The sequence below is a fragment of the Burkholderia sp. MR1-5-21 genome, from assembly GCF_053427715.1.
In genome coordinates, this window is the sequence record NZ_JBSAXD010000009.1 from 192,707 (window position 1) to 211,393 (window position 18,687).

The 18,687-nt window shown below is 66.7% G+C and carries 20 protein-coding genes and 1 tRNA gene; 6 read left to right on the forward strand and 15 right to left on the reverse strand.

The features are described from left to right. Positions 1 to 245: 245 nt before the first annotated feature. Entirely contained in the window at positions 246 to 1,229 is a 984-nt protein-coding gene (ybiB, locus tag ACV229_RS15105; RefSeq protein ID WP_448083914.1) for a DNA-binding protein YbiB, read from the reverse strand. A gap of 273 nt (positions 1,230 to 1,502) precedes the next feature. Between ybiB and maiA the strand changes: the two genes are divergently transcribed. After that, positions 1,503 to 2,147 (forward strand): maleylacetoacetate isomerase, encoded by a 645-nt coding sequence (maiA, locus tag ACV229_RS15110; RefSeq protein ID WP_448083915.1) that lies wholly within the window; start codon positions 1,503 to 1,505, stop codon positions 2,145 to 2,147. 99 nt (positions 2,148 to 2,246) lie between these two features. On the opposite strand, the gene ftsY is transcribed toward maiA, so the two are convergent. Further along, on the reverse strand, positions 2,247 to 3,437 hold the full coding sequence (gene ftsY, locus ACV229_RS15115) for a signal recognition particle-docking protein FtsY (RefSeq protein WP_448083916.1): 1,191 nt from the start codon (positions 3,435 to 3,437) through the stop codon (positions 2,247 to 2,249). Positions 3,438 to 3,664: 227 nt separating this feature from the next. Here ftsY and rsmD point away from each other — a divergent pair, with 227 nt between their 5' ends. From rsmD to ACV229_RS15130, 3 genes are all read left to right on the forward strand, one after another. Beyond that, a complete protein-coding gene (rsmD, locus tag ACV229_RS15120; protein WP_448083917.1) occupies positions 3,665 to 4,279 on the forward strand; it encodes a 16S rRNA (guanine(966)-N(2))-methyltransferase RsmD in 615 nt (204 codons plus the stop codon). A gap of 111 nt (positions 4,280 to 4,390) precedes the next feature. Beyond that, positions 4,391 to 4,894: a pantetheine-phosphate adenylyltransferase gene (gene coaD / locus ACV229_RS15125; protein WP_448083918.1), complete on the forward strand. Its 504-nt coding sequence runs from the start codon at positions 4,391 to 4,393 to the stop codon at positions 4,892 to 4,894. 234 nt (positions 4,895 to 5,128) lie between these two features. Further along, positions 5,129 to 5,395: a YfhL family 4Fe-4S dicluster ferredoxin gene (locus ACV229_RS15130; protein ID WP_448077097.1), complete on the forward strand. Its 267-nt coding sequence runs from the start codon at positions 5,129 to 5,131 to the stop codon at positions 5,393 to 5,395. Between the two features lie 69 nt (positions 5,396 to 5,464). Here ACV229_RS15130 and hisC read toward each other — a convergent pair whose 3' ends face one another. The 8 genes from hisC to ACV229_RS15170 form a co-directional block, all read right to left on the reverse strand. Beyond that, positions 5,465 to 6,532, reverse strand: a complete 1,068-nt coding sequence (gene hisC, locus ACV229_RS15135; RefSeq protein ID WP_448083919.1) for a histidinol-phosphate transaminase — start codon at positions 6,530 to 6,532, stop codon at positions 5,465 to 5,467. A 120-nt stretch (positions 6,533 to 6,652) separates the two neighbouring features. After that, positions 6,653 to 7,255 carry an aminoacyl-tRNA hydrolase gene (gene pth / locus ACV229_RS15140; protein ID WP_448077099.1) on the reverse strand — a complete coding sequence of 201 codons (603 nt, stop codon included), beginning with the start codon at positions 7,253 to 7,255 and terminating at the stop codon, positions 6,653 to 6,655. Between the two features lie 109 nt (positions 7,256 to 7,364). Continuing rightward, complete coding sequence (locus ACV229_RS15145) at positions 7,365 to 7,970, reverse strand: 50S ribosomal protein L25/general stress protein Ctc (protein ID WP_448083920.1); 606 nt, start codon at positions 7,968 to 7,970, stop codon at positions 7,365 to 7,367. Positions 7,971 to 8,131: 161 nt separating this feature from the next. Then, entirely contained in the window at positions 8,132 to 9,094 is a 963-nt protein-coding gene (locus tag ACV229_RS15150; protein WP_448083921.1) for a ribose-phosphate pyrophosphokinase, read from the reverse strand. Between the two features lie 44 nt (positions 9,095 to 9,138). Beyond that, a tRNA-Gln gene (locus ACV229_RS15155) sits at positions 9,139 to 9,215 on the reverse strand. Between the two features lie 51 nt (positions 9,216 to 9,266). Next, the gene (gene ispE / locus ACV229_RS15160; RefSeq protein ID WP_448083922.1) at positions 9,267 to 10,148 is read right to left on the reverse strand and encodes a 4-(cytidine 5'-diphospho)-2-C-methyl-D-erythritol kinase; all 882 of its coding nucleotides are present in this window, start codon (positions 10,146 to 10,148) and stop codon (positions 9,267 to 9,269) included. Positions 10,149 to 10,177: 29 nt separating this feature from the next. Continuing rightward, positions 10,178 to 10,798, reverse strand: coding sequence for a lipoprotein insertase outer membrane protein LolB (gene lolB / locus ACV229_RS15165; RefSeq protein ID WP_448083923.1), 621 nt, complete (start codon positions 10,796 to 10,798; stop codon positions 10,178 to 10,180). Next, the gene (locus ACV229_RS15170) at positions 10,798 to 12,624 is read right to left on the reverse strand and encodes a tetratricopeptide repeat protein (RefSeq protein ID WP_448083924.1); all 1,827 of its coding nucleotides are present in this window, start codon (positions 12,622 to 12,624) and stop codon (positions 10,798 to 10,800) included. Before ACV229_RS15170 ends, lolB begins: the two co-directional genes overlap by 1 nt. A gap of 88 nt (positions 12,625 to 12,712) precedes the next feature. On the opposite strand from ACV229_RS15170, the gene mutM reads away from it, so the two are divergent. After that, a complete protein-coding gene (gene mutM, locus ACV229_RS15175) occupies positions 12,713 to 13,543 on the forward strand; it encodes a bifunctional DNA-formamidopyrimidine glycosylase/DNA-(apurinic or apyrimidinic site) lyase (RefSeq protein WP_448083925.1) in 831 nt (276 codons plus the stop codon). 24 nt (positions 13,544 to 13,567) lie between these two features. After that, entirely contained in the window at positions 13,568 to 14,671 is a 1,104-nt protein-coding gene (gene mutY / locus ACV229_RS15180; RefSeq protein ID WP_448083926.1) for an A/G-specific adenine glycosylase, read from the forward strand. A gap of 54 nt (positions 14,672 to 14,725) precedes the next feature. Here the strand turns inward: mutY and ACV229_RS15185 are convergent, their stop codons facing one another. The 5 genes from ACV229_RS15185 to hpf all read right to left on the reverse strand — a co-directional run bounded on the left by ACV229_RS15185 (position 14,726) and on the right by hpf (position 18,578). After that, positions 14,726 to 15,370, reverse strand: coding sequence for an LON peptidase substrate-binding domain-containing protein (locus tag ACV229_RS15185; protein WP_448083927.1), 645 nt, complete (start codon positions 15,368 to 15,370; stop codon positions 14,726 to 14,728). A 24-nt stretch (positions 15,371 to 15,394) separates the two neighbouring features. Then, positions 15,395 to 16,303: an RNase adapter RapZ gene (gene rapZ, locus ACV229_RS15190; protein ID WP_448083928.1), complete on the reverse strand. Its 909-nt coding sequence runs from the start codon at positions 16,301 to 16,303 to the stop codon at positions 15,395 to 15,397. Between the two features lie 75 nt (positions 16,304 to 16,378). After that, a complete protein-coding gene (gene hprK, locus ACV229_RS15195; RefSeq protein WP_010090664.1) occupies positions 16,379 to 17,347 on the reverse strand; it encodes an HPr(Ser) kinase/phosphatase in 969 nt (322 codons plus the stop codon). A gap of 127 nt (positions 17,348 to 17,474) precedes the next feature. Then, positions 17,475 to 17,987, reverse strand: a complete 513-nt coding sequence (locus ACV229_RS15200) for a PTS sugar transporter subunit IIA (RefSeq protein ID WP_448083929.1) — start codon at positions 17,985 to 17,987, stop codon at positions 17,475 to 17,477. Between the two features lie 231 nt (positions 17,988 to 18,218). Then, positions 18,219 to 18,578: a ribosome hibernation-promoting factor, HPF/YfiA family gene (gene hpf, locus ACV229_RS15205; RefSeq protein WP_448083930.1), complete on the reverse strand. Its 360-nt coding sequence runs from the start codon at positions 18,576 to 18,578 to the stop codon at positions 18,219 to 18,221. Between the last annotated feature and the right edge of the window lie 109 nt (positions 18,579 to 18,687).

An 18,687-nucleotide genomic window follows, 5' to 3' on the forward strand; every position in this document is an offset into this window, starting at 1 on the left:
GGACAGCACACGGCGCTACGACAGCCTTAGGCTAGGCGTAGCGATAGCGGCCGCGCTAGGCGACCGGAGGTAATTCGGAGGGTGTTCGGAAAGGAACGCATGGCGACAACTCTATGCGAAGTCGCCTGCGCGTGTCAAATGGGTCGTTTCACGGGGTGTTACGGAACGGACGTAGCGGGTGCGGCGGCGGTGCCATGCGCCCGGCGCATCGGCACGAGGCCGCGCGCCGATGCGCCGGCACACACTCACGTGCCGATGCGCGCGATCCGCACGATCGTGTCGACCTGCCGGGCGACCGTCTCCGGCACTGGAATCTCGCCGCGCAGCACCGCGTCCGTCCACGCGGCGGTGGTGGCCGCATCGCGCGATTCCGGCAGCGCGACGGGCGGCGCGTCGGCCGACGAGCGCTCGGCATCGATCAGCGTGTCGCACACGCCGTCGTGCAGCCAGTCGACCTGCACCTGGCGCCGCGTGTCGGCGACGGCCTCGCCCTCGGTGCCGCGCGCGAGCAGCGCGCCGCCCTGCGCGGCGTCCGGATGGTCGCGGAACAGCTGCGCGAGGCTGTCGCGATACGGCGGATGCGTGTAGTTGACGAGCCGCAGGCCCGCGGGCGCGAACGGCTGCAGGATCTTCACGAGCGTATGCGTCGAGTTGCGCACGCCGAGCACGCTGCGCATCGCCAGCAGGCGTGCGAGCCGCGGCGCGAGCGCGTCGATCGGCGCGAATGCGACGCGGCGTTCGGCGAGCATGTCCTCGATCGCGTCGTGCGACGCCGACGGCGCGATCGACAGCGCAGCGAAGATTTCCGCGCTCGTCACGCGGCCCGGATCGCGCGTGACGCCGTGCACGAGCACCGGCACGCCTTCGCGCGCGAGCAGCAGCGCGAGCAGCGGCACGAGGTTCGGCTGCTTGCGCGCGCCGTTGTAGCTCGGGATCGACACCGCGCAGAACGCGCTGTCCCGCACATGCACGGGCTCGAACGACGCGTGCGCGGCGGCGAGCATCGCGGCGAGCTCGTCGGCAGTCTCGCCCTTCAGACGGTATGCGATCAGGATCGCGCCGAGTTCGACGTCCGACACGCGCGCATCGAGCATCGCGCGATACAGCTCGAACGTGTCTTCGGCGGACAGCGCGCGGGCGCCATGCGGACCGCGGCCGATTTCCTTGATGAAGCGGGCGCAGTGGAACGGTTCGGCCGCGGCTGCGGCGGGATCGTGGGTAGCGGTCATCGAAGCGTGTGGGGCGGCTCGCGTCGCATCGGCGAGCGGGCCGCGCAGTGACAGATGGGGAACCTACCGAGTATCGCACGCATTCGGGCGGTTCTTGCAAGCGCGCGGCGGCGTGCCGGCGCGCTACACTCATGATCCCGGCGACGCGCGATCCGACCCGACCGGGCCCCGGCACCGGCCCCGCCGGCCGGCGCGACGCGCGATGCCCATGCCGCGCAGGCCGGTTTCCGGCGTGCGCCGCCGCCGGCCGATCACGACAACGAGAGACATCCGATGAAGCTTTACAGCTATTTCCGCAGTTCCGCCGCGTATCGCGTGCGGATCGCCTTGAACCTGAAGCAGCTGCCGTTCGACTACGTGCCCGTGCACCTGCTGCGCGAAGGCGGCCAGCAACTGAAGGACGACTATCGCGCGCTGAACCCGGATTCGCTCGTGCCGACGCTGATCGACGGCGACGCGACGCTGCAGCAGTCGCTCGCGATCATCGAATACCTGGAAGAGACGCACCCGGAGCCGGCGCTGTTGCCGAAGCAGCCGGTCGATCGCGCGTACGTGCGGGCGATCGCGCTGCAGATCGCGTGCGAGATTCATCCGCTCAATAACCTGCGCGTGCTGAAGTACCTGAAGCACATGCTGCAGGTGCCGGAAGACGCGAAGAACGACTGGTACCGCCACTGGATCGAGACGGGCTTCGCATCGCTCGAGGCGCGCCTTGCGAACGATCCACGCACCGGCAAGCTGTGCTTCGGCGATACGCCGACGCTGGCCGACATCTGCCTCGTGCCGCAGGTGTTCAACGCGAATCGCTTCTCGATCGATACCGCGCGTTATCCGACGATCCAGCGGATTGCCGACCACGCGGCGACGCTCGACGCGTTCGAGGCGGCCGCGCCCGGCGCGCAGCCCGACGCCGAGTGAAGTCGACTGCGGCCGACCGAAGCCCGCTCGAGGCCGGCCGCCGCGGGATGAAAAAAGGGCGCCTGCATGGCGCCCAGGGTTCGCAGCCGCGTATCGCGCTCAGCCGAGCAGTGCGTCGGCGAATTCCTCTGCGCTGAACGGCTGCAGGTCCTCGACCTTCTCGCCGACGCCGATGAAGTAGACCGGCACCGGACGCTGGCGCGCGATCGCGGCGAGGATGCCGCCCTTCGCGGTGCCGTCGAGCTTCGTGACGATGAGGCCAGTCAGCCCGAGCGCATCGTCGAATGCCTTCACTTGCGTGAGCCCGTTCTGGCCCGTGTTCGCGTCGATCACGAGCAGCACCTCGTGCGGCGCGCCGTCGTGCGCCTTCGCGATCACGCGCTTCACTTTCTTCAGCTCTTCCATCAGGTGCAGCTGCGTCGGCAGGCGCCCGGCCGTGTCGGCCATCATCACGTCGATGCCGCGCGCACGTGCGGCGCTGACTGCGTCGAAGATCACTGCAGCCGGATCGCCGCTTTCCTGCTGCACGACCGTCACGTTGTTGCGCTCGCCCCAGACCGTCAGCTGTTCGCGAGCGGCTGCGCGGAACGTGTCGCCGGCGGCCAGCAGCACCGACTGGTCGAAGCTCTGCAGATGCTTCGCGAGCTTGCCGATGCTGGTCGTCTTGCCTGCGCCGTTGACGCCCGCGATCATCATCACGAGCGGCTGCGCGCGGCCGAGCATCAGCGATTTCTCGAGCGGCTTCAGCAGCTCGACGAGCAGGTCGCGCAACGCGGCCTTGACCTGCTGCGGATCGGTCAGTCGGCCCGCGCGCACCTTCTCGCGCAGCGTGGTGAGCAGGAACTCGGTCGCGTCGACGCCCGCGTCGGACATCAGCAGCGCGGTTTCGAGCTCCTCGTAAAGATCCTCGTCGATCTTCGTGTTGACGAAGACGCTCGTGATGTTCGAGCCCGTCTTCGCGAGACCCGACTTCAGCCGGGCAAGCCACGACTTCCTGGCGGACGGATCCTGCGCGGGCGGCGGGACGATCTCGACCGTCTCGACGACTTCGTCGCGGCCGTTGCCGGTCGGCGTGACCGTCATCACGACGGATGGCGCGGCGGGTTCGGCCGAAACCGGCGGCTGCGCAGCCGTTGCGCGTGCGGGCGGTGCTTGCGGCACGCTCGCCGGAGACACATCGGCCGGCCGGCTGTCGGCGGGCTGCGCTTCCGGTTGCGGCAAGTCTTCCGGCAGCGATTCCGCGGGAGTCGGCTCCTGCGTTTTCTTGAATCGTTTGAAGAAACTGAACATGGTCTGACGTCGGGAAGAGGGCAGGCCGCCACCGGTGGGCGCGCGGACTGCGTGCGGGCCGTCGCGCACACCCGTGCGGGCGCAGCGCGCGACTGCCGAAACCACGCATTTTATCAGGCGAGCGCGCTGCGCTTGCGCCAGCTTGCGGCGCCGCTTGTGGTAACGTGCGCCTGTTTGGCGGCGCGCCCCGTGCGCGCCCGGTCCTCCGTAGTCGATCTTCCTTCCGTATGTCCCGTTCATCTCCCGGCCGCCCAGCGGCCCCCACCAGCCGCGGCAAGCCGCACATGGTCCGCATCATCGGCGGCGACTGGAAACGCACGCCGCTCGCGGTGCTGGATCTCGACGGCCTGCGGCCGACGCCCGATCGCGTGCGCGAGACGCTGTTCAACTGGCTCGGCCAGGATCTCGACGGGCAGCGCTGTCTCGACCTGTTCGCCGGCACCGGCGCGCTCGGCTTCGAGGCCGCGTCGCGCGGCGCGGCGAGCGTGGTGATGGTCGAGCGCCATCCGCGTGCGGCGCAGCAGTTGCGCGCGATCAAGGACAAGCTCGGCGCGCGCGCGGTCGAGGTCGCCGAGGCCGATGCGTTGCGCCTTGCGGCCGGGCTCACGCCGGGCGCGTTCGACGTCGTGTTCCTCGATCCGCCGTTCGGCGACGCGGCCGTGCTCGCCCGCGCGATCGCGCTGACCGCGCCGCTGGTCGCGCCGGGCGGCGCGCTGTACGTCGAGACCGGCGAGGAACTCGATCCGGCCGCGCACGACGCGCTCGCCGGCTGGCAGATTGCAAAGCATGGCAAGGCGGGCGCGGTTCACTATCATTTGCTGCGACGCGAAAATGATGAATAATGCGCGTTCCAAAAGAGGCGTCGCGCGGTCCCCGCGACGTGCGCCCATCTCGGCAGTGGTGTGCGCGTCGCACGGCTGCACCCTCATTTGCGTGATGACAGGAGGAGCGACATGGTAGTCGCCGTGTATCCGGGTACGTTCGATCCGCTGACGCGTGGGCACGAAGATCTCGTGCGGCGCGCGTCGAGCATTTTTGATACGCTGGTAGTCGGCGTCGCCGACAGCCGCGCGAAAAAGCCGTTCTTCTCGCTGGAAGAGCGGCTGGAGATTGCGAACGAGGTGCTCGGCCATTACCCGAACGTGAAGGTGATGGGCTTCACCGGCCTCCTGAAGGATTTCGTCCGCATCAACAACGCGCGGGTGATCGTGCGCGGCCTGCGCGCCGTGTCCGATTTCGAATATGAGTTCCAGATGGCGGGGATGAACCGCTATCTGCTGCCGGACGTCGAGACGATGTTCATGACGCCGTCCGATCAGTACCAGTTCATTTCCGGGACGATCGTGCGCGAAATCGCCCAGTTGGGCGGAGATGTCAGCAAGTTCGTGTTCCCGTCGGTCGAGAAGTGGCTGACGGAAAAAGTGGCCACGATGGGTGGGGCCTGTTCCCCCGAATAACGGGCTTGCGCTGGCCGCCAGAAGGGCCGAGCGCAAGGAATGGGACGCAGCGGCGTATTCGCAAGGAGCATGACGTGGCGATCGGCCCTTCTGGCGGCCAGCCCCACGAGTGAATTTTGGTAATAACGGGAACGTGCGTTATTCGGGGGAACAGGCCCCAGGCCCTGCCGCGTAAAGTGGCGCCGGCCGGTTTCTCCGCGAAATCGGCCCCCGGCCCGATGAAGTGAGATCAGTATGGCTTTGACGATTACCGACGAGTGCATCAATTGCGACGTGTGCGAGCCCGAGTGCCCGAACGGCGCAATTTCGATGGGCCCGGAAATCTACGTGATCGACCCCAACAAGTGCACCGAGTGCGTCGGCCATTTCGACGAACCGCAGTGCCAGCAGGTGTGTCCGGTCGAATGCATTCCGCGTGACCCGCAGCATGAGGAAACGCACGAGCAGTTGATGGCGAAGTACCACGCGCTGATCGCCGCGAAGGGCGACGACGCATCGTGACGCAATGACAGGCCGGGCGGCATGTGCCGCCCGCGCCGCGCTTGTGCCGTTCGCGGCTTCGTTCGCTGCTTACCTCAGCAGGTCGCCCAGTGCCGCGACGAACGTGTCGCATTCGGCGTCGGTGCCGACGGTGATGCGCAGATGCTGGTCGATCCGCGGCAGCTTGAAGTGCCGCACGAAAATCTCCCGTTCCTTCAGCCGCGCCGCGAGCGTGGCCGCGTCGTGCGCCGGATGGCGTGCGAACACGAAGTTCGCGGCCGACGGCACCACCTCGAATCCCAATCCCTCCAATGCCTGCGTGAGCCGCGTGCGGCTGTCGATCACGCGCCGGCAGGTCGCGTCGAAGTAGGCGTCGTCATCGTACGCCGCCTGTGCCGCGACCTGCGCGAGCCGGTCGAGCGGATACGAGTTGAAGCTGTCCTTCACGCGGTTGAGCGCCTCGATCAGCCCGGCGTGGCCGAACGCGAAACCGACCCGCATCCCGGCGAGCGAACGCGCCTTCGACGTCGTATGGACGACGAGCAGGTTCGGGTAGCGGTCGATCAGCGCGATTGCCGACTGCGCGCCGAAATCCACGTAGGCCTCATCGATCACGACGGGCGACGACGGGTTCGCCGCCGCGATCCGCTCGATGTCCTCGAGCGGCAGCGCGCGGCCGGTCGGCGCGTTCGGGTTCGGGAACAGCACGCCGCCCGCATCGCCGAGGTAGTCGTCGACGCGGATCGAGAAATCGTCGGCGAGCGGCAGCGCGTCGTATCGCACGCCGTACAGGCGCGCGTAGGTTGGGTAGAAGCTGTACGAGATGTCGGGGAAGCGCAGCGGCCGGTCGTGCTTGAGCAGCGCCTGGAACGTATGCGCGAGCACTTCGTCGGAGCCGTTGCCGGCGAAGACCTGCTCGGGTGCGATGTGGTGATGGGCGGCGACCGTCTCGCGCAGCTTGCGCGCGAGCGGATCGGGATAGCGGCGCAGCGCGTCGCCGGCCTCGCCGAGTTCATGCGCGATTGCCGCGACGACGCGCGGCGACGGCGGATAGGGATTCTCGTTGGTGTTCAGCTTGACCGGGTGCGCGAGTGCGGGCTGTTCGCCCGGCACGTAGGGCACGAGTTGCTGAACGACGTCGCTCCAGTAACGGCTCACCGCTTGGCTCCTGACGGGTAAAAGCACGAGATTACCTCATGCGCGCCGCGCGGTGCGACGTGGCGTGCGCGTTCCCGTTCGTGCACCGCGCGCAAGCGGCGTGCCGTGTGCGGCGCGGTGTCAGCCGTTTCGATGCAGCAGCATCGTCGCGCGGTCGAGTTCGCCCTTGACGACCATCGGCATCACGGCGAGCGCGCGCTCGATCGCTGCGTCGATCACGTCCTGCTCTTCGCGGCGCGGCGGCTTCAGCACGAAGTTCGCGACGTCCGGCTTCGCGCCGGCGCGTGCGCTTTCGGGGATCAGGTCGCGCGGGTGGCCGATGCCGATCCGCAGCCGCCAGTAGTGCTGCGTCGACAGGTGCGCGGAGATGTCCTTGAGACCGTTGTGGCCGCCGCTGCCGCCGCCGAGCTTCAGCTTGACGGTGCCGGGCGGCAGGTCGAGCTCGTCATGCGCGACGAGGATCTGGTCAGGCAGGATCTTGAAGAAATGCGCGAGCGCGACGACCGATTGGCCGGAGCGGTTCATGTAGGTCTGCGGCTCGAGCAGGTGGACTTCTTCGCCGTGCAGGCGGGCCTTCGCGTAAAAGCCGTGGAAGCGGCGCTCGTCGCGCAGCGTCGCGCCCGCGTCGCGGGCCAGCTGGTCGATCAGCCAGAAGCCGGCGTTGTGGCGCGTCGCGGTGTATTCCGCCCCGGGATTGCCGAGGCCGACGATCAGTTTGATCATGACGTTTCGATGGCGGCCGCAAGCCGCCTGGGCGCAAAAAAAGAAAAACCCGCCGGGCAAGCCGCGGCGGGTTGCGTCGACCGTTTCGTGAAACGGATCGAAAGGGCGCTTAGGCTGCCGGCGTTTCGCCTTCAGCCGCGTCCGCCACGGCGCCAGCCGGCAGGGCTGCCGACGCGACGACCGGGTTTTCAGCTTCGACGTGCGAGGTCAGCGCGACGCCCTGCGGCAGTGCGATGTCCTTCGCGTGCAGCGACTGGCCTGCTTCGATCTTCGACAGATCGATTTCGACGAATTCCGGCAGGTCGGCCGGCAGGCACTCGACTTCGATTTCCGTCACGACGTGCGCGATGATCGCGCTTGCCAGCTTCACGGCCGGGCTCGTCTCGGCGTTCACGAAGTGAACCGGCACCTTCGTGTGCAGCTTCTTCTTCGCGTCGACGCGCTGGAAGTCCACGTGCAGCACGAGTTGCTTGAACGGGTGGTACTGAACATCACGCAGCAGGACTTGCTGCGATGCGCCGGCCACTTCGAGGTCGAGGATCGACGAGTGGAAGGCTTCCTTCTTCAGCGCGTGCCACAGGGCGTTGTGATCGAGCTCGATCATTTGCGGCGCTGCTTCACCACCGTAGACGATACCCGTGGTCTTACCGGCGTTGCGCAGGCGGCGGCTCGCACCCGTACCTTGCAGTTGGCGCTCGAAAGCGACGACTTTCATGTGTTTCTCCATTTGCTGCCCGCGACCAGGCAGTAAAACGGGGCCGACGACAGCGCGGCCCCCGATGAAATGACCGGGGTTTCGTAAGTCCCGGCCGATTGTGCAAAAAGCGAAGCGTTGCCGCTTCGCTTTCTACGCATGCTTTGTGTGTCGGTATCCGATCAGGATTCCGCGAACAGCGACATCACCGAATCGCCGCGGCGGATCCGCGAGAACGTCTCGGCCAGCAGGCTCGCGCTTGTCAGCGAGCGGATCTTCGAGCAGCCCAGCGACTCGGCGGACAGCGGGATCGTGTCGGTGACGACGAGTTCGTCGAGCGCCGAAGCGGCGATACGGTCAGCGGCGCCGCCCGACAGCACCGGGTGCGTCGCGTAAGCGAATACCTGCTTCGCGCCGCGATCCTTCAGCACTTGCGCGGCCTTGCAGAGCGTGCCGGCGGTGTCGACCATGTCGTCCATGATCACGCAGGTGCGGCCTTCGACTTCACCGATGATGTTCATCACTTCGGCGACGTTCGCCTTCGGGCGACGCTTGTCGATGATTGCGAGATCGCAGTTCAGCTGCTTCGCGAGTGCACGGGCACGAACCACGCCGCCGACGTCCGGCGACACGACGAGCAGATCCGAGTAGTTCTGCTTGCGCAGGTCACCCAGCAGGATCGGCGTTGCGTAGATGTTGTCGACCGGAATGTCGAAGAAGCCCTGAATCTGGTCGGCGTGCAGATCCATCGTGATGATCCGCTCGACGCCGGCGATTTCCAGCATGTTCGCGACGATCTTCGCCGAGATCGCGACGCGCGCCGAACGCGGGCGGCGGTCCTGGCGGGCGTAGCCGAAGTAGGGGATGGCTGCGGTGATCCGGCCTGCGGATGCGCGCTTCAGCGCATCGACCATGATCATCAGTTCCATCAGGTTGTCGTTGGTCGGTGCGCACGTGGATTGCAGGACAAAGACGTCCTTGCCGCGCACGTTTTCCTGGATCTCGACCTGGATCTCGCCGTCGGAGAAACGGCTGACCATTGCCTTGCCGAGGGGAATACCAAGAATGTTGACGACTTCCTGAGCAAGCGCGGGATTCGCGTTGCCAGTAAAGACCATCAGGCCGTCATGGCTGTGGCTGCTCATCGTGCACCTGCTTCGGGCTTGGGCGGGAAATGCGGGAAAATTTTTGGCAGGGGAGGAAGGACTCGAACCCTCGCATGCCGGAATCAAAATCCGGTGCCTTGACCAACTTGGCGACTCCCCTACACTTAACTTGAACCTCGCCGAACTGTAGGTCATCCGGCAAAGTAAAACTTCATGACGCGAAAGCGAAGAGCGGATGCTCGTTCAGGCTCTCGGCAACTGCGCCGTTCCAACCGGCGGGCAGATTGGCTTTCACCGCTTCTGCCTCCTGTTTGCTGCGAAACACTGCAAACACGCTTGCTCCGGAGCCGGTCATCCTCGCGGGGGTCACATCATACAACCATTTGACCACCTGCGCAACTTCCGCGTACTTACTTGTCACAACTTGCTGCATGTCATTCCGGCCGAAGCTGTCTGGCCATCCTGCGTCGCTGCTTTGTCGTGCAAGAAAGTCTGCTATTGTGACTGGCTTCGTATCCCTTGTCAACAACTTATCTGAAAAAATTTCAGCAGTCGGGACATGAACTCGCGGCGTCACAACCAGGAACCAGCGAGTCGGCAATTCTACCTCAGCTAATTCTTCTCCGATACCCTCTGCGAATGCATTTTTTCCAAAAATAAAAAACGGCACGTCCGCGCCGAGTTTCACCGCGAGCGACTGCAATTCGGCGCGCGACAGATTCACTTGCCAGAGGCGGTTCAGCGCGAGCAGCGTCGTCGCCGCATCGGAGCTGCCGCCGCCGAGGCCTGCGCCCATCGGCAGGCGCTTGTCGATTTCGATGTCGACGCCGGCCGTGGTGCCCGTGTGCGCCTTCAGCAGGTTCGCCGCGCGCACGACGAGATCGCTTTCCTCGGGCACGCCGGGCACGTCGGTTGCGCGCGCGACCTTGCCGTCGTCGCGCAGCGTGAAGTGCAGCGTGTCGCCCCAGTTCAGCAGCTGGAACACGCTTTGCAGGTCGTGGTAGCCGTTCGGACGGCGGCCGGTGATGTGCAGGAACAGGTTGAGTTTCGCGGGCGCAAGGCAGTTGCGCAGCGAGCGGGTCGAGTCGGTCATGCTGGTGTCGTGTCGGGCTGCGTGCGTGCTCACTGGTCGAGCACGAGCTTGATGTCGAGCGGAGGCGCCTCGCGCACGAGGTTCACGCGCTTGACGCCGGTGGCCGGCGCATCCGCGTATGCAAGGTAATCGATGGTCCAGCCGTCCTGGCGGATCTGCTTGATGCGCGTGCCGTCGTCGGGGTCGCGTACCGTCTGCGCAGGCGTTTCGGGGGCAGGGGTCGGCAGCAGCCAGTAGCGCAGGCCGGCGAGCGGCAACGCGAAGCCGAGCGTGTTCTGCATCAGCTCGCCGACGTCCGGCGCGAATTTCGGCTGGCGGTTCGGTAGCTCGAGCGACGCCTCGCGCGGCGACGACCTGACGATCGCGAGCGTCTGGCCGAGCGGGCTGCGCAGTTCGAGCGACACGTCGTCGCCGTGCTCCTGCCAGTCGAAGTTGCCGTACACGTTCTGGGGCTTGCCGAGGCGGTCGCTGTACTGCACCGCGAAGCGGCCGTGATACGCGTGCGTCGCGGCGCTCTGCAGCACGCCGCCGGACGGCGCGCTCGCCGATGGCGGCGTGCTCGCGCAGCCGGCCAGCGCGAGCGCCGCAGCGGCCGCTGCAGCGCCGCGCGCCACACGGGAAGACGGGGAAAACATCCGGAATACCTGCATCAGAGGCCGTTGATCTGGAGGCGCTTGAGCGTCTGCACGAGCGTGTCGTTGTCCGGCTCGAGCTTCTGCGCCGCACGCAATGCGGAACGCGCCTCTTCCTGCGCGCCGGTCTTCCACAGCACCTCGCCGAGATGCGCGCCGATTTCGGCATTCGGCTGCAGGTCGTACGCGCGCTGCAGGATCTTCGTCGCACCGGCCGTGTCGCCCATCCGGTACTTCACCCAGCCGAGGCTGTCCATGATGTACGCGTCGTTCGGCGCGAGCGCGACCGCCTTCTCGATCAGCTTGCTGGCCTCGGGCAGGCGCTGGTTGCGATCGGCGAGCGAATAGCCGAGCGCGTTGTACGCCTGCGGGTTGTCGGGCTGCGTGCGGATCAGTTCGCGCAGCTGCTTTTCCATCGTCGTGTAGTGGCCGGTCTTCTCGGCCGCCATCGCATAGTCGTAGCGCAGGTCCGGATCGTCCGGGAAATCGTCGACTGCCCGCGACAGGCGCGCTTCCGCTTCGTTGTACCGCTTCGCGGTGAACAGGATCGACGCGTCGGTGCGCGCGATCACGGCGGCGTCGCGCGGATCGGTGACCGACAGGTTGTCGAGCACCTTGCGCGCCTCGTCGGTCTTGCCCTGCTTCTGCAGCAGCTCCGCGCGCGTGATCTGCGCGGGGAGGTAGTGCTGGCTCGTCTGGTCGACCTTGTCGAGCCACTGCGACGCCTGCGCGTCGTTGCCCTGGTCGATCGCGATCTGCGCGAGGTAGATGTAGCCCTGGCCGACGTCGAGATTCGGATCCTTCTCGCCGAGCTGCACGTATTGCTTCAGGTAGGCCGTCGCATCGTCGAGTTTCTTCTGCTGGATCTTGATCAGCGCGAGCGCCATCAGCGGCGTCGGGTCCTTCGCGTCGAGCTTGCGCATCGTCTCGAACTGCTTCTGCGCTTCGCCGAGCCGGTCGTCGGCGAGATACAGCTGCGACAGCGCGAGGCGCGCGTCGCGCGACTTCGGATTCTGCTGAACATATTTCTCGAACGACACGATACCCGCCGCGCGCTCCGCCGGCCCCATCTGCGACAGCATCAGCGCCGCGGGCAGGTAGTCCGGCCGGAGCTGCAGCGCCTGCTTCAGCGACTGCGCGGCGCCGTCCTTGTCGTCGACCGCGAGCTGCTGCCGGGCGATCGCGAGCTGCGCCTCGGGACGGTTCATGTCGTTCTTCAGCATGTCCTTCAGCACCGCGAGGCCGCCGACGCGGTCGGCACCGCGTGCGAGCAGCGCCTGCAGCGCGAGGATCGCGGGGCCGCGCGTGTCGCCGGCCGCGCGTGCCAGTTCGCGCGCGAGCATCGGCTGCGCGTCGGCCGGCTTGCCGGAGAGCACCAGCAACGCGGCGTCGACCTGCGACGCGCGATTCGAATCGGGCGCGTACTCCCGCCACAGGTTCGCGGCGGACAGCGCATCGGCCGGGCTCTGCGCGCCGAGCGCGATTTCGGTCGCGCGCTGCGCCATGCGCGGATCGCGCGTGTCGCGTGCAAGCGCGATGTAGGTCTGGAACGCAGGCGCCGGCTGGTTGCGCTGCAGCGCCACTTCGGCGGCGAGCACCTGGTAGACGATCTGGCTCGTCAGCGCGACGTTCGGGAGATCCTTTTTCTCGTCCGGCAACACGTGATCGAACGTGCTCTGAGACTCGGCATCGTCCGGAGCCGGATCCTGGGCGTGGGCCGGGAAGGCGGCGAGCGTCCATGCGGCGACCAGCGCGGCGCCGAGCGCGCGGCGGATCGGGAAGGCGCGCGAGCCACGCGCGTCGGCGGCGGGGCGCTTCTGAAGCAGCTTCGAGGGCAGAGTCATGGAAATCCGTTCGATGTTTCAGCCGATTGTAACGCGCTCGCTACAATACACGCACGATCGACATTATCGAGTTTAAGACCCCGAGAACATGCCAGAGTTGCCAGAAGTCGAAGTGACGCGCAGGGGTATCGAACCCTTTGTCGCCGGCCGTCGCGTCGAGCGCGTCGATGTACGCACCGCGATGCTGCGCTGGCCCGTGCCCGCCGGGCTCGCGGAGCAGTTGCGCGAACGCGAGGTGCTCGGCGTCGAGCGGCGCGGCAAGTATCTGCTGTTCGAAGTCGATGCCGGCTGGTTCATCGTGCACCTCGGCATGACGGGCACGCTGCGCGTGCTGCCGACGGCCGGCGCACCGCCCGCCGCCGCGAAGCACGACCACATCGACTGGATTTTCGACGAGTTCGTGCTGCGCTTTCGCGATCCGCGGCGTTTCGGCGCCGTGCTGTGGCATCCGCGCGAGGCCGGCGACGTGCACGCCCATCCGCTCCTCGCCGGCCTCGGCGTCGAGCCGTTTTCGCCGGCCTTCACCGGTGCGCTGCTCCACGCGCGCACGCGCGGGCGCTCGGTGTCGGTCAAGCAGGCGCTGCTCGCGGGCGACATCGTCGTCGGCGTCGGCAACATCTATGCGTCGGAGAGCCTGTTCCGCGCGGGCATCCGGCCGACCACCGCAGCCGGCAAGGTGTCGCTGCCGCGCTATGAGCGGCTCGCGCAAGCCGTGCGCGCGACGCTCGCCGATGCGATCGACCGCGGCGGCAGCACGCTGCGCGATTTCGTCGGCAGCAACGGCGAGAGCGGCTACTTCCAGCTCGACTGCTTCGTTTATGATCGCGCCGGGCAGCCTTGCCGCGTGTGCGGCACGCCGATCCGGCAGATCGTGCAGGGCCAGCGGTCGACCTACTATTGTCCGGCCTGCCAGCGTTAAACCTTTCGCCACATTCTTGCAACCTTGAAGCCACCCCGTACCGCTCCCGTTCCGTTTCCCGTCACGCCGCTGCACCGCACGTTCGCCACGCGCCTGATCGCGTGGCAGCGCGTGCACGGACGCCACGACCTGCCATGGCAGAACACGCGCGACCCGTATCGCATCTGGCTGTCGGAAATCATGCTGCAGCAGACGCAGGTCTCGACCGTCGTGCCGTACTACCTGCGCTTTCTCGAACGCTGCCCCGACGTCGCCGCGCTCGCGGCCGCGCCGATCGACGACGTGATGGCGCTGTGGGCCGGCCTCGGCTACTACTCGCGCGCGCGCAACCTGCACCGCTGCGCGCAGGTCGTGGTCGCCGAGCACGGCGGCGCGTTTCCGTCGACGCCTGACGCGCTCGCCGAACTGCCCGGCATCGGCCGCTCGACCGCCGCGGCGATCGCGTCGTTCGCATTCGGCGCGCACGCGACGATTCTCGACGGCAACGTGAAGCGCGTGCTCGCACGGGTGTTCGGTGTCGAGGGTTTCCCGGGGGAGAAGCGCGTCGAGAACGACATGTGGGCGCTTGCCGAATCGCTTTTGCCCGACGCCGCCAACGCGGCCGACGTGAGCGCGTACACGCAGGGGCTGATGGATCTCGGCGCGACGCTGTGCGCGCGCGGCAAGCCGGATTGCGCGCGCTGCCCGTTCGCGGGGGATTGCGTCGCGCAGTCGACGGGCCGCCAGCGTGAGTTGCCGGCCGCGCGTCCGAAGAAAAAGGTGCCGACGAAGAAGACGTGGATGCTCGTGCTGCGCGACGGCGATGCCGTGCTGCTCGAGCGGCGTCCGCCCACCGGCATCTGGGGCGGGCTCTGGAGCCTGCCGGAGGCCGACGGCGACGCCGCGCTGGCCGAGCGCGCGCGCGGATTCGGCGGCGGCGGCCCGGTGCCGCTCGCGCCGCTGACGCACACGTTCACGCATTTCAAGCTCGAGATCGAGCCGCGATTGAGCGAGATGGCGGACGGTGGCGCCGAATTCGTCGCACAGGACGCGCAGACTGCATGGGTGCCGCTGAGCGGGCTCGATGCGTACGGCGTGCCCGCGCCGGTGCGCAAGCTGCTCGACGGATTGGGCGGTTCGCTGTTGTGACCGCTGATGTGATGTAATGCGCGGGGCGCGCGCCGCGGTGCGTGCGCCGTCGCGTCAGAGCCAGCCGTGCCGGTTCAGCACGTGATGCACGGCGTCGATGCGCGCACCGACGTCGGGAAACTCCATCAGCTTCTGCCGCGCGCGCAAGTCGAGCGGCAACAGTTCCGCAAGACGGTTCGACACCCAGCTCGGATCGTCGAGCCGGAACGGCTCGCAGAACGGCAGCTTTTCCTTGTCCTTGTCGATCTTCTGTTTCAGTGCGTCGATGATGCGTTCCAGCACCTCGGCGCATGCACCGAACTGTGCGAGCGCCTGCTCGCCCTCGAGCGGAATGTCGTCGGGCAGCGGTTCGGCGATGCCGACGATCAGCCCGTTGGCCTCGACGCGATACGACAGCAGCTCGAAACGCTGGGTGCCGATCGCCTGCAGAAACAGCATCCCGAATTCGCCGGTGTCGCATTCGACGATGCGTGCCATGCAGCCGATCGTTTCGGGCACCGATACGGCGCCTTCCTGCGCGACTTCCGGTCCGCTCTTCAGCAGGCAGACGCCGAACGGTGCGTCGTCACGCAGGCACGCGCGCGCCATGTCGAGATAACGCGCCTCGAAGACCTTGAGCGGCAGCAGGCCTCCAGGAAACAGCACCGTATGTAGCGGAAACAGCGGCAGGTCGAGCAGGGTGGTCGATAGAGAGGACATGGCGCTTGCGGAGAAGCGGCGTCGCTAAGGTCTGTCGACCTCGGTCACGAGCCGCGACGACGCGTCGACATCCACGGGCGCGTCACGATGCCGCACGATCACGTTCGCCTCGCGCGCGAGGCGCGCGGCGAGCGTTTCCGCGATGAAGACCGAGCGATGCTGGCCGCCCGTACAGCCGATGGCGACGGTCAGGTAGCTGCGGTTGTCCTCGCGGAAGTGCGGTAGCCATTTGATCAGGAACGCATGGATGTCGTCGATCATCTGATGGACGATCGGCAGTGCGTCGAGAAACGCGATGACCGGCTGGTCGAGCCCGGTGAGCGGGCGCAATTCATGGTCGTAATACGGGTTCGGCAGCGCGCGCACGTCGAACATCAGGTCGGCATCGAGCGGCACGCCGCGCTTGAAGCCGAACGATTCGAACATCAGCATCAGGTCGTTGTTCTTCTGCTCGATGAAGCGCTTGACCCAGGTGCGCAGCACGTTCGCACGCAGGTTGCTCGTGTCGATCTGGTGGCCGAATTCGGCGAGCGGCGCGACGAGTTCGCGCTCGCGCTCGATTGCCTCCTCGAGCGACGACAGCAGGCCGACGTCGGCGTCGTGCGACGGGGAGCCGGACAGCGGATGGCGGCGGCGCGTTTCGGAAAAGCGCTGGATCAGCGCCGGCGTGCTCGCATTGAGGAACAGCACGCGCACGTCGTGATCGCACGACAGCGTGCGGATCAGGCCGGGCATTTCGTCGAGCGATGCGCTCGAACGCGCGTCGATCGCGACGGCGAGCCGCTGCTGGCCCTCTTCGGCGAGGTAGCGGGTCAACTCGGGCAGCACGTGCGGCGGCAGGTTGTCGACGCAGTAGTAGCCTGCGTCCTCCAGCGCGTTCAACGCGACGGATTTGCCGGAGCCGGAAATGCCGGTGATGAGAACAATGCGCATGGGAAGCAGAAAATCCTGACGTTTCATCATAGCACCGGCAACACGCACCCGCGCTGCGCGACCGGCCGGTGCGAGTTACACAAGCTTGCCGGGGAACTGGCTATCGGGATCTTGCATCGCGAGTCGTTGCCGATCCATGAAATCGCGCAACGTGTCGATTCCGCGCAACTGCAGGATCGTGTTGCGGACCGCCGCCTCGACGAGCACCGCGAGGTTGCGGCCGGCCGCGACCTGGATCGTCACCTTGCTGATCGGCAATCCGAGCACGTCGACGGTCTGGCTTTCGAGCGGCAGGCGCTGGAACTCGCCGTCGGGACGGCGCACGAGCTGAACGATCAGCTTCAGCTTCATTTTCCGGCGCACGGCGGTCTCGCCGAAGATCGTCTTGATGTCGAGGAGGCCGAGGCCGCGCACTTCGAGCAGGTTCTGCAGCAGCGGCGGGCAGCGCCCTTCGACGAAATCGGGGCCAAGACGCACGAAGTCGACCGCGTCGTCGGCGACGAGTCCGTGGCCGCGGCTGATCAGCTCGAGGCCGAGTTCGCTCTTGCCGAGACCCGAATCGCCCGTCAGCAGCACGCCCATCCCGAGGATGTCGAGGAACACGCCGTGCAGCGTCGCGCGCGGTGCGAGGATGCGCGACATGTAGAGGCGCAGGCTGTCGATCACCGCGGCGGCCGACATCGGCGTCGTGAACAGCGGGGTCGACGAGCGCGTGCAGCGCAGCACCAGTTCGGGCGGCGCGGCGGCGCCGCCGGCGACGACGAGGAACGGCGGCTCGAGGGCGATCAGCTCGGCCATGTGGCGCGAACGGTCCTCGTCGGTCTGCCGCTGGTAGTAGTCGATCTCGGCTTCGCCGAGCACCTGGATCCGGTTCGGGTGAATGAGGTTCAGGTGGCCGACGAGGTCGGCGCTCGACGTCGCATTGGCGACGGTGTCGGCCGAAAAGCCGCGTTCCCAGCCTTCATGCCCCGTCAGCCAGCTCAGCTTCAGCGTGGCCGCGTTGTCGTCGAAGATGCTCTGGGCGTTGATGCTGGACGTATCCATGAGTCCGTCACTCCAGTGAGCCGGTGCTTGCGCGTGGCGACGGGCGTCGCCATGCCGGGCCGGCGCCGGGCGGCCCGGGACGGCGGCTTGCGCCGCCTCGTTCGGGAAAATTTACGCCCGGATCAACTCAAGGTTGCCACTGAGTGAGCAGGCTATGCAACTCGACGCGATCCGTTTCGTTGTGCAAACGCTCGCGCGCATCGCGGTCGGACAGCAGTTGCGCGATCTCCGACAGGATTTCGAGGTGCTGCTGGGTGGCTTGCTCGGGGACGAGCAGGAAAATCAGGAGGGAAACCGGCTGGCCGTCGGGCGCCTCGAACGGAATCGGATCGGCGAGCCGCACGAACGCGGCGAGCGGATGCTTGAGGCCCTTGATGCGCCCGTGCGGAATCGCGACGCCTTCGCCGAGCCCGGTCGAGCCGAGGCGCTCGCGCGCGAACAGGTTGTCCGTGACGGTGCTGCGGGCGACGCCGTTCTGATTCTCGAACATCAGCCCGGCTTGTTCGAAGACGCGTTTCTTGCTGGTGACGGAGAGGTCGATGACGACGTTCTCTAGGGGCAGGATTTTGGCTAGGCGATTCATGTTGGCAGGCGATTGGGCGGCCTGGGGTCTCCTCGCGGCGGCAGACTGATTTTCCATGGTTGGCAATATCAAGGCGTTAGGCGATGGAGACCTGCAAGGCACGGTGACCGTACCCAACGCCCCCCGGCAATAACCGGAGCATTATAGAACACAGCCGAGCGCGTGGCGCGACGCGCTCGGGCGCCTGGCGCGAGTGGGGCACGGTGCCCGCGCCGTTGCACGCGGGCATAAAAAAACCGCCCGGCGAACCGGGCGGCGTACTGATGCGATGAAGCGGTTATGAAGCGGTCATTGCGGCGGCAGTTCGATCTGTTCGACGGCCGGCTGATGCTTGATCGGTTCGTGCGCGTGCGTTTGCAGGCGCTCCATGTGCTTGACGACCTGGCGGTCCAGCTTGTCGATCAGCAGATCGATGGCCGCATACAGGTTGCCGTTTGCGCTTTCGACGAAGATGTCCTTGCCCTTCAGATGCAGATTGATTTCCGCGCGTTGTTGCCTGTCCTTTTCCTTGTGGTTGTCGACCGAGAGGATCACAGTGCCATCGATCACCTGATCGCTATGCCGTAGCACCCGGTCCAGCTTGGTGATCACGTATTCGCGAATTGCAGGCGTGACTTCGAGATGATGTCCACTGATCTTCAGGTTCATAGTGCTTCTCCAAGCGAGTGACCACCAATCCGCTTCGATGCGGTCGTCCGGTCGACTTGCCCGTGCCGCCCGAGGCGGCCGATTGCGGACAGGTCGCCCGGCTTGTCCG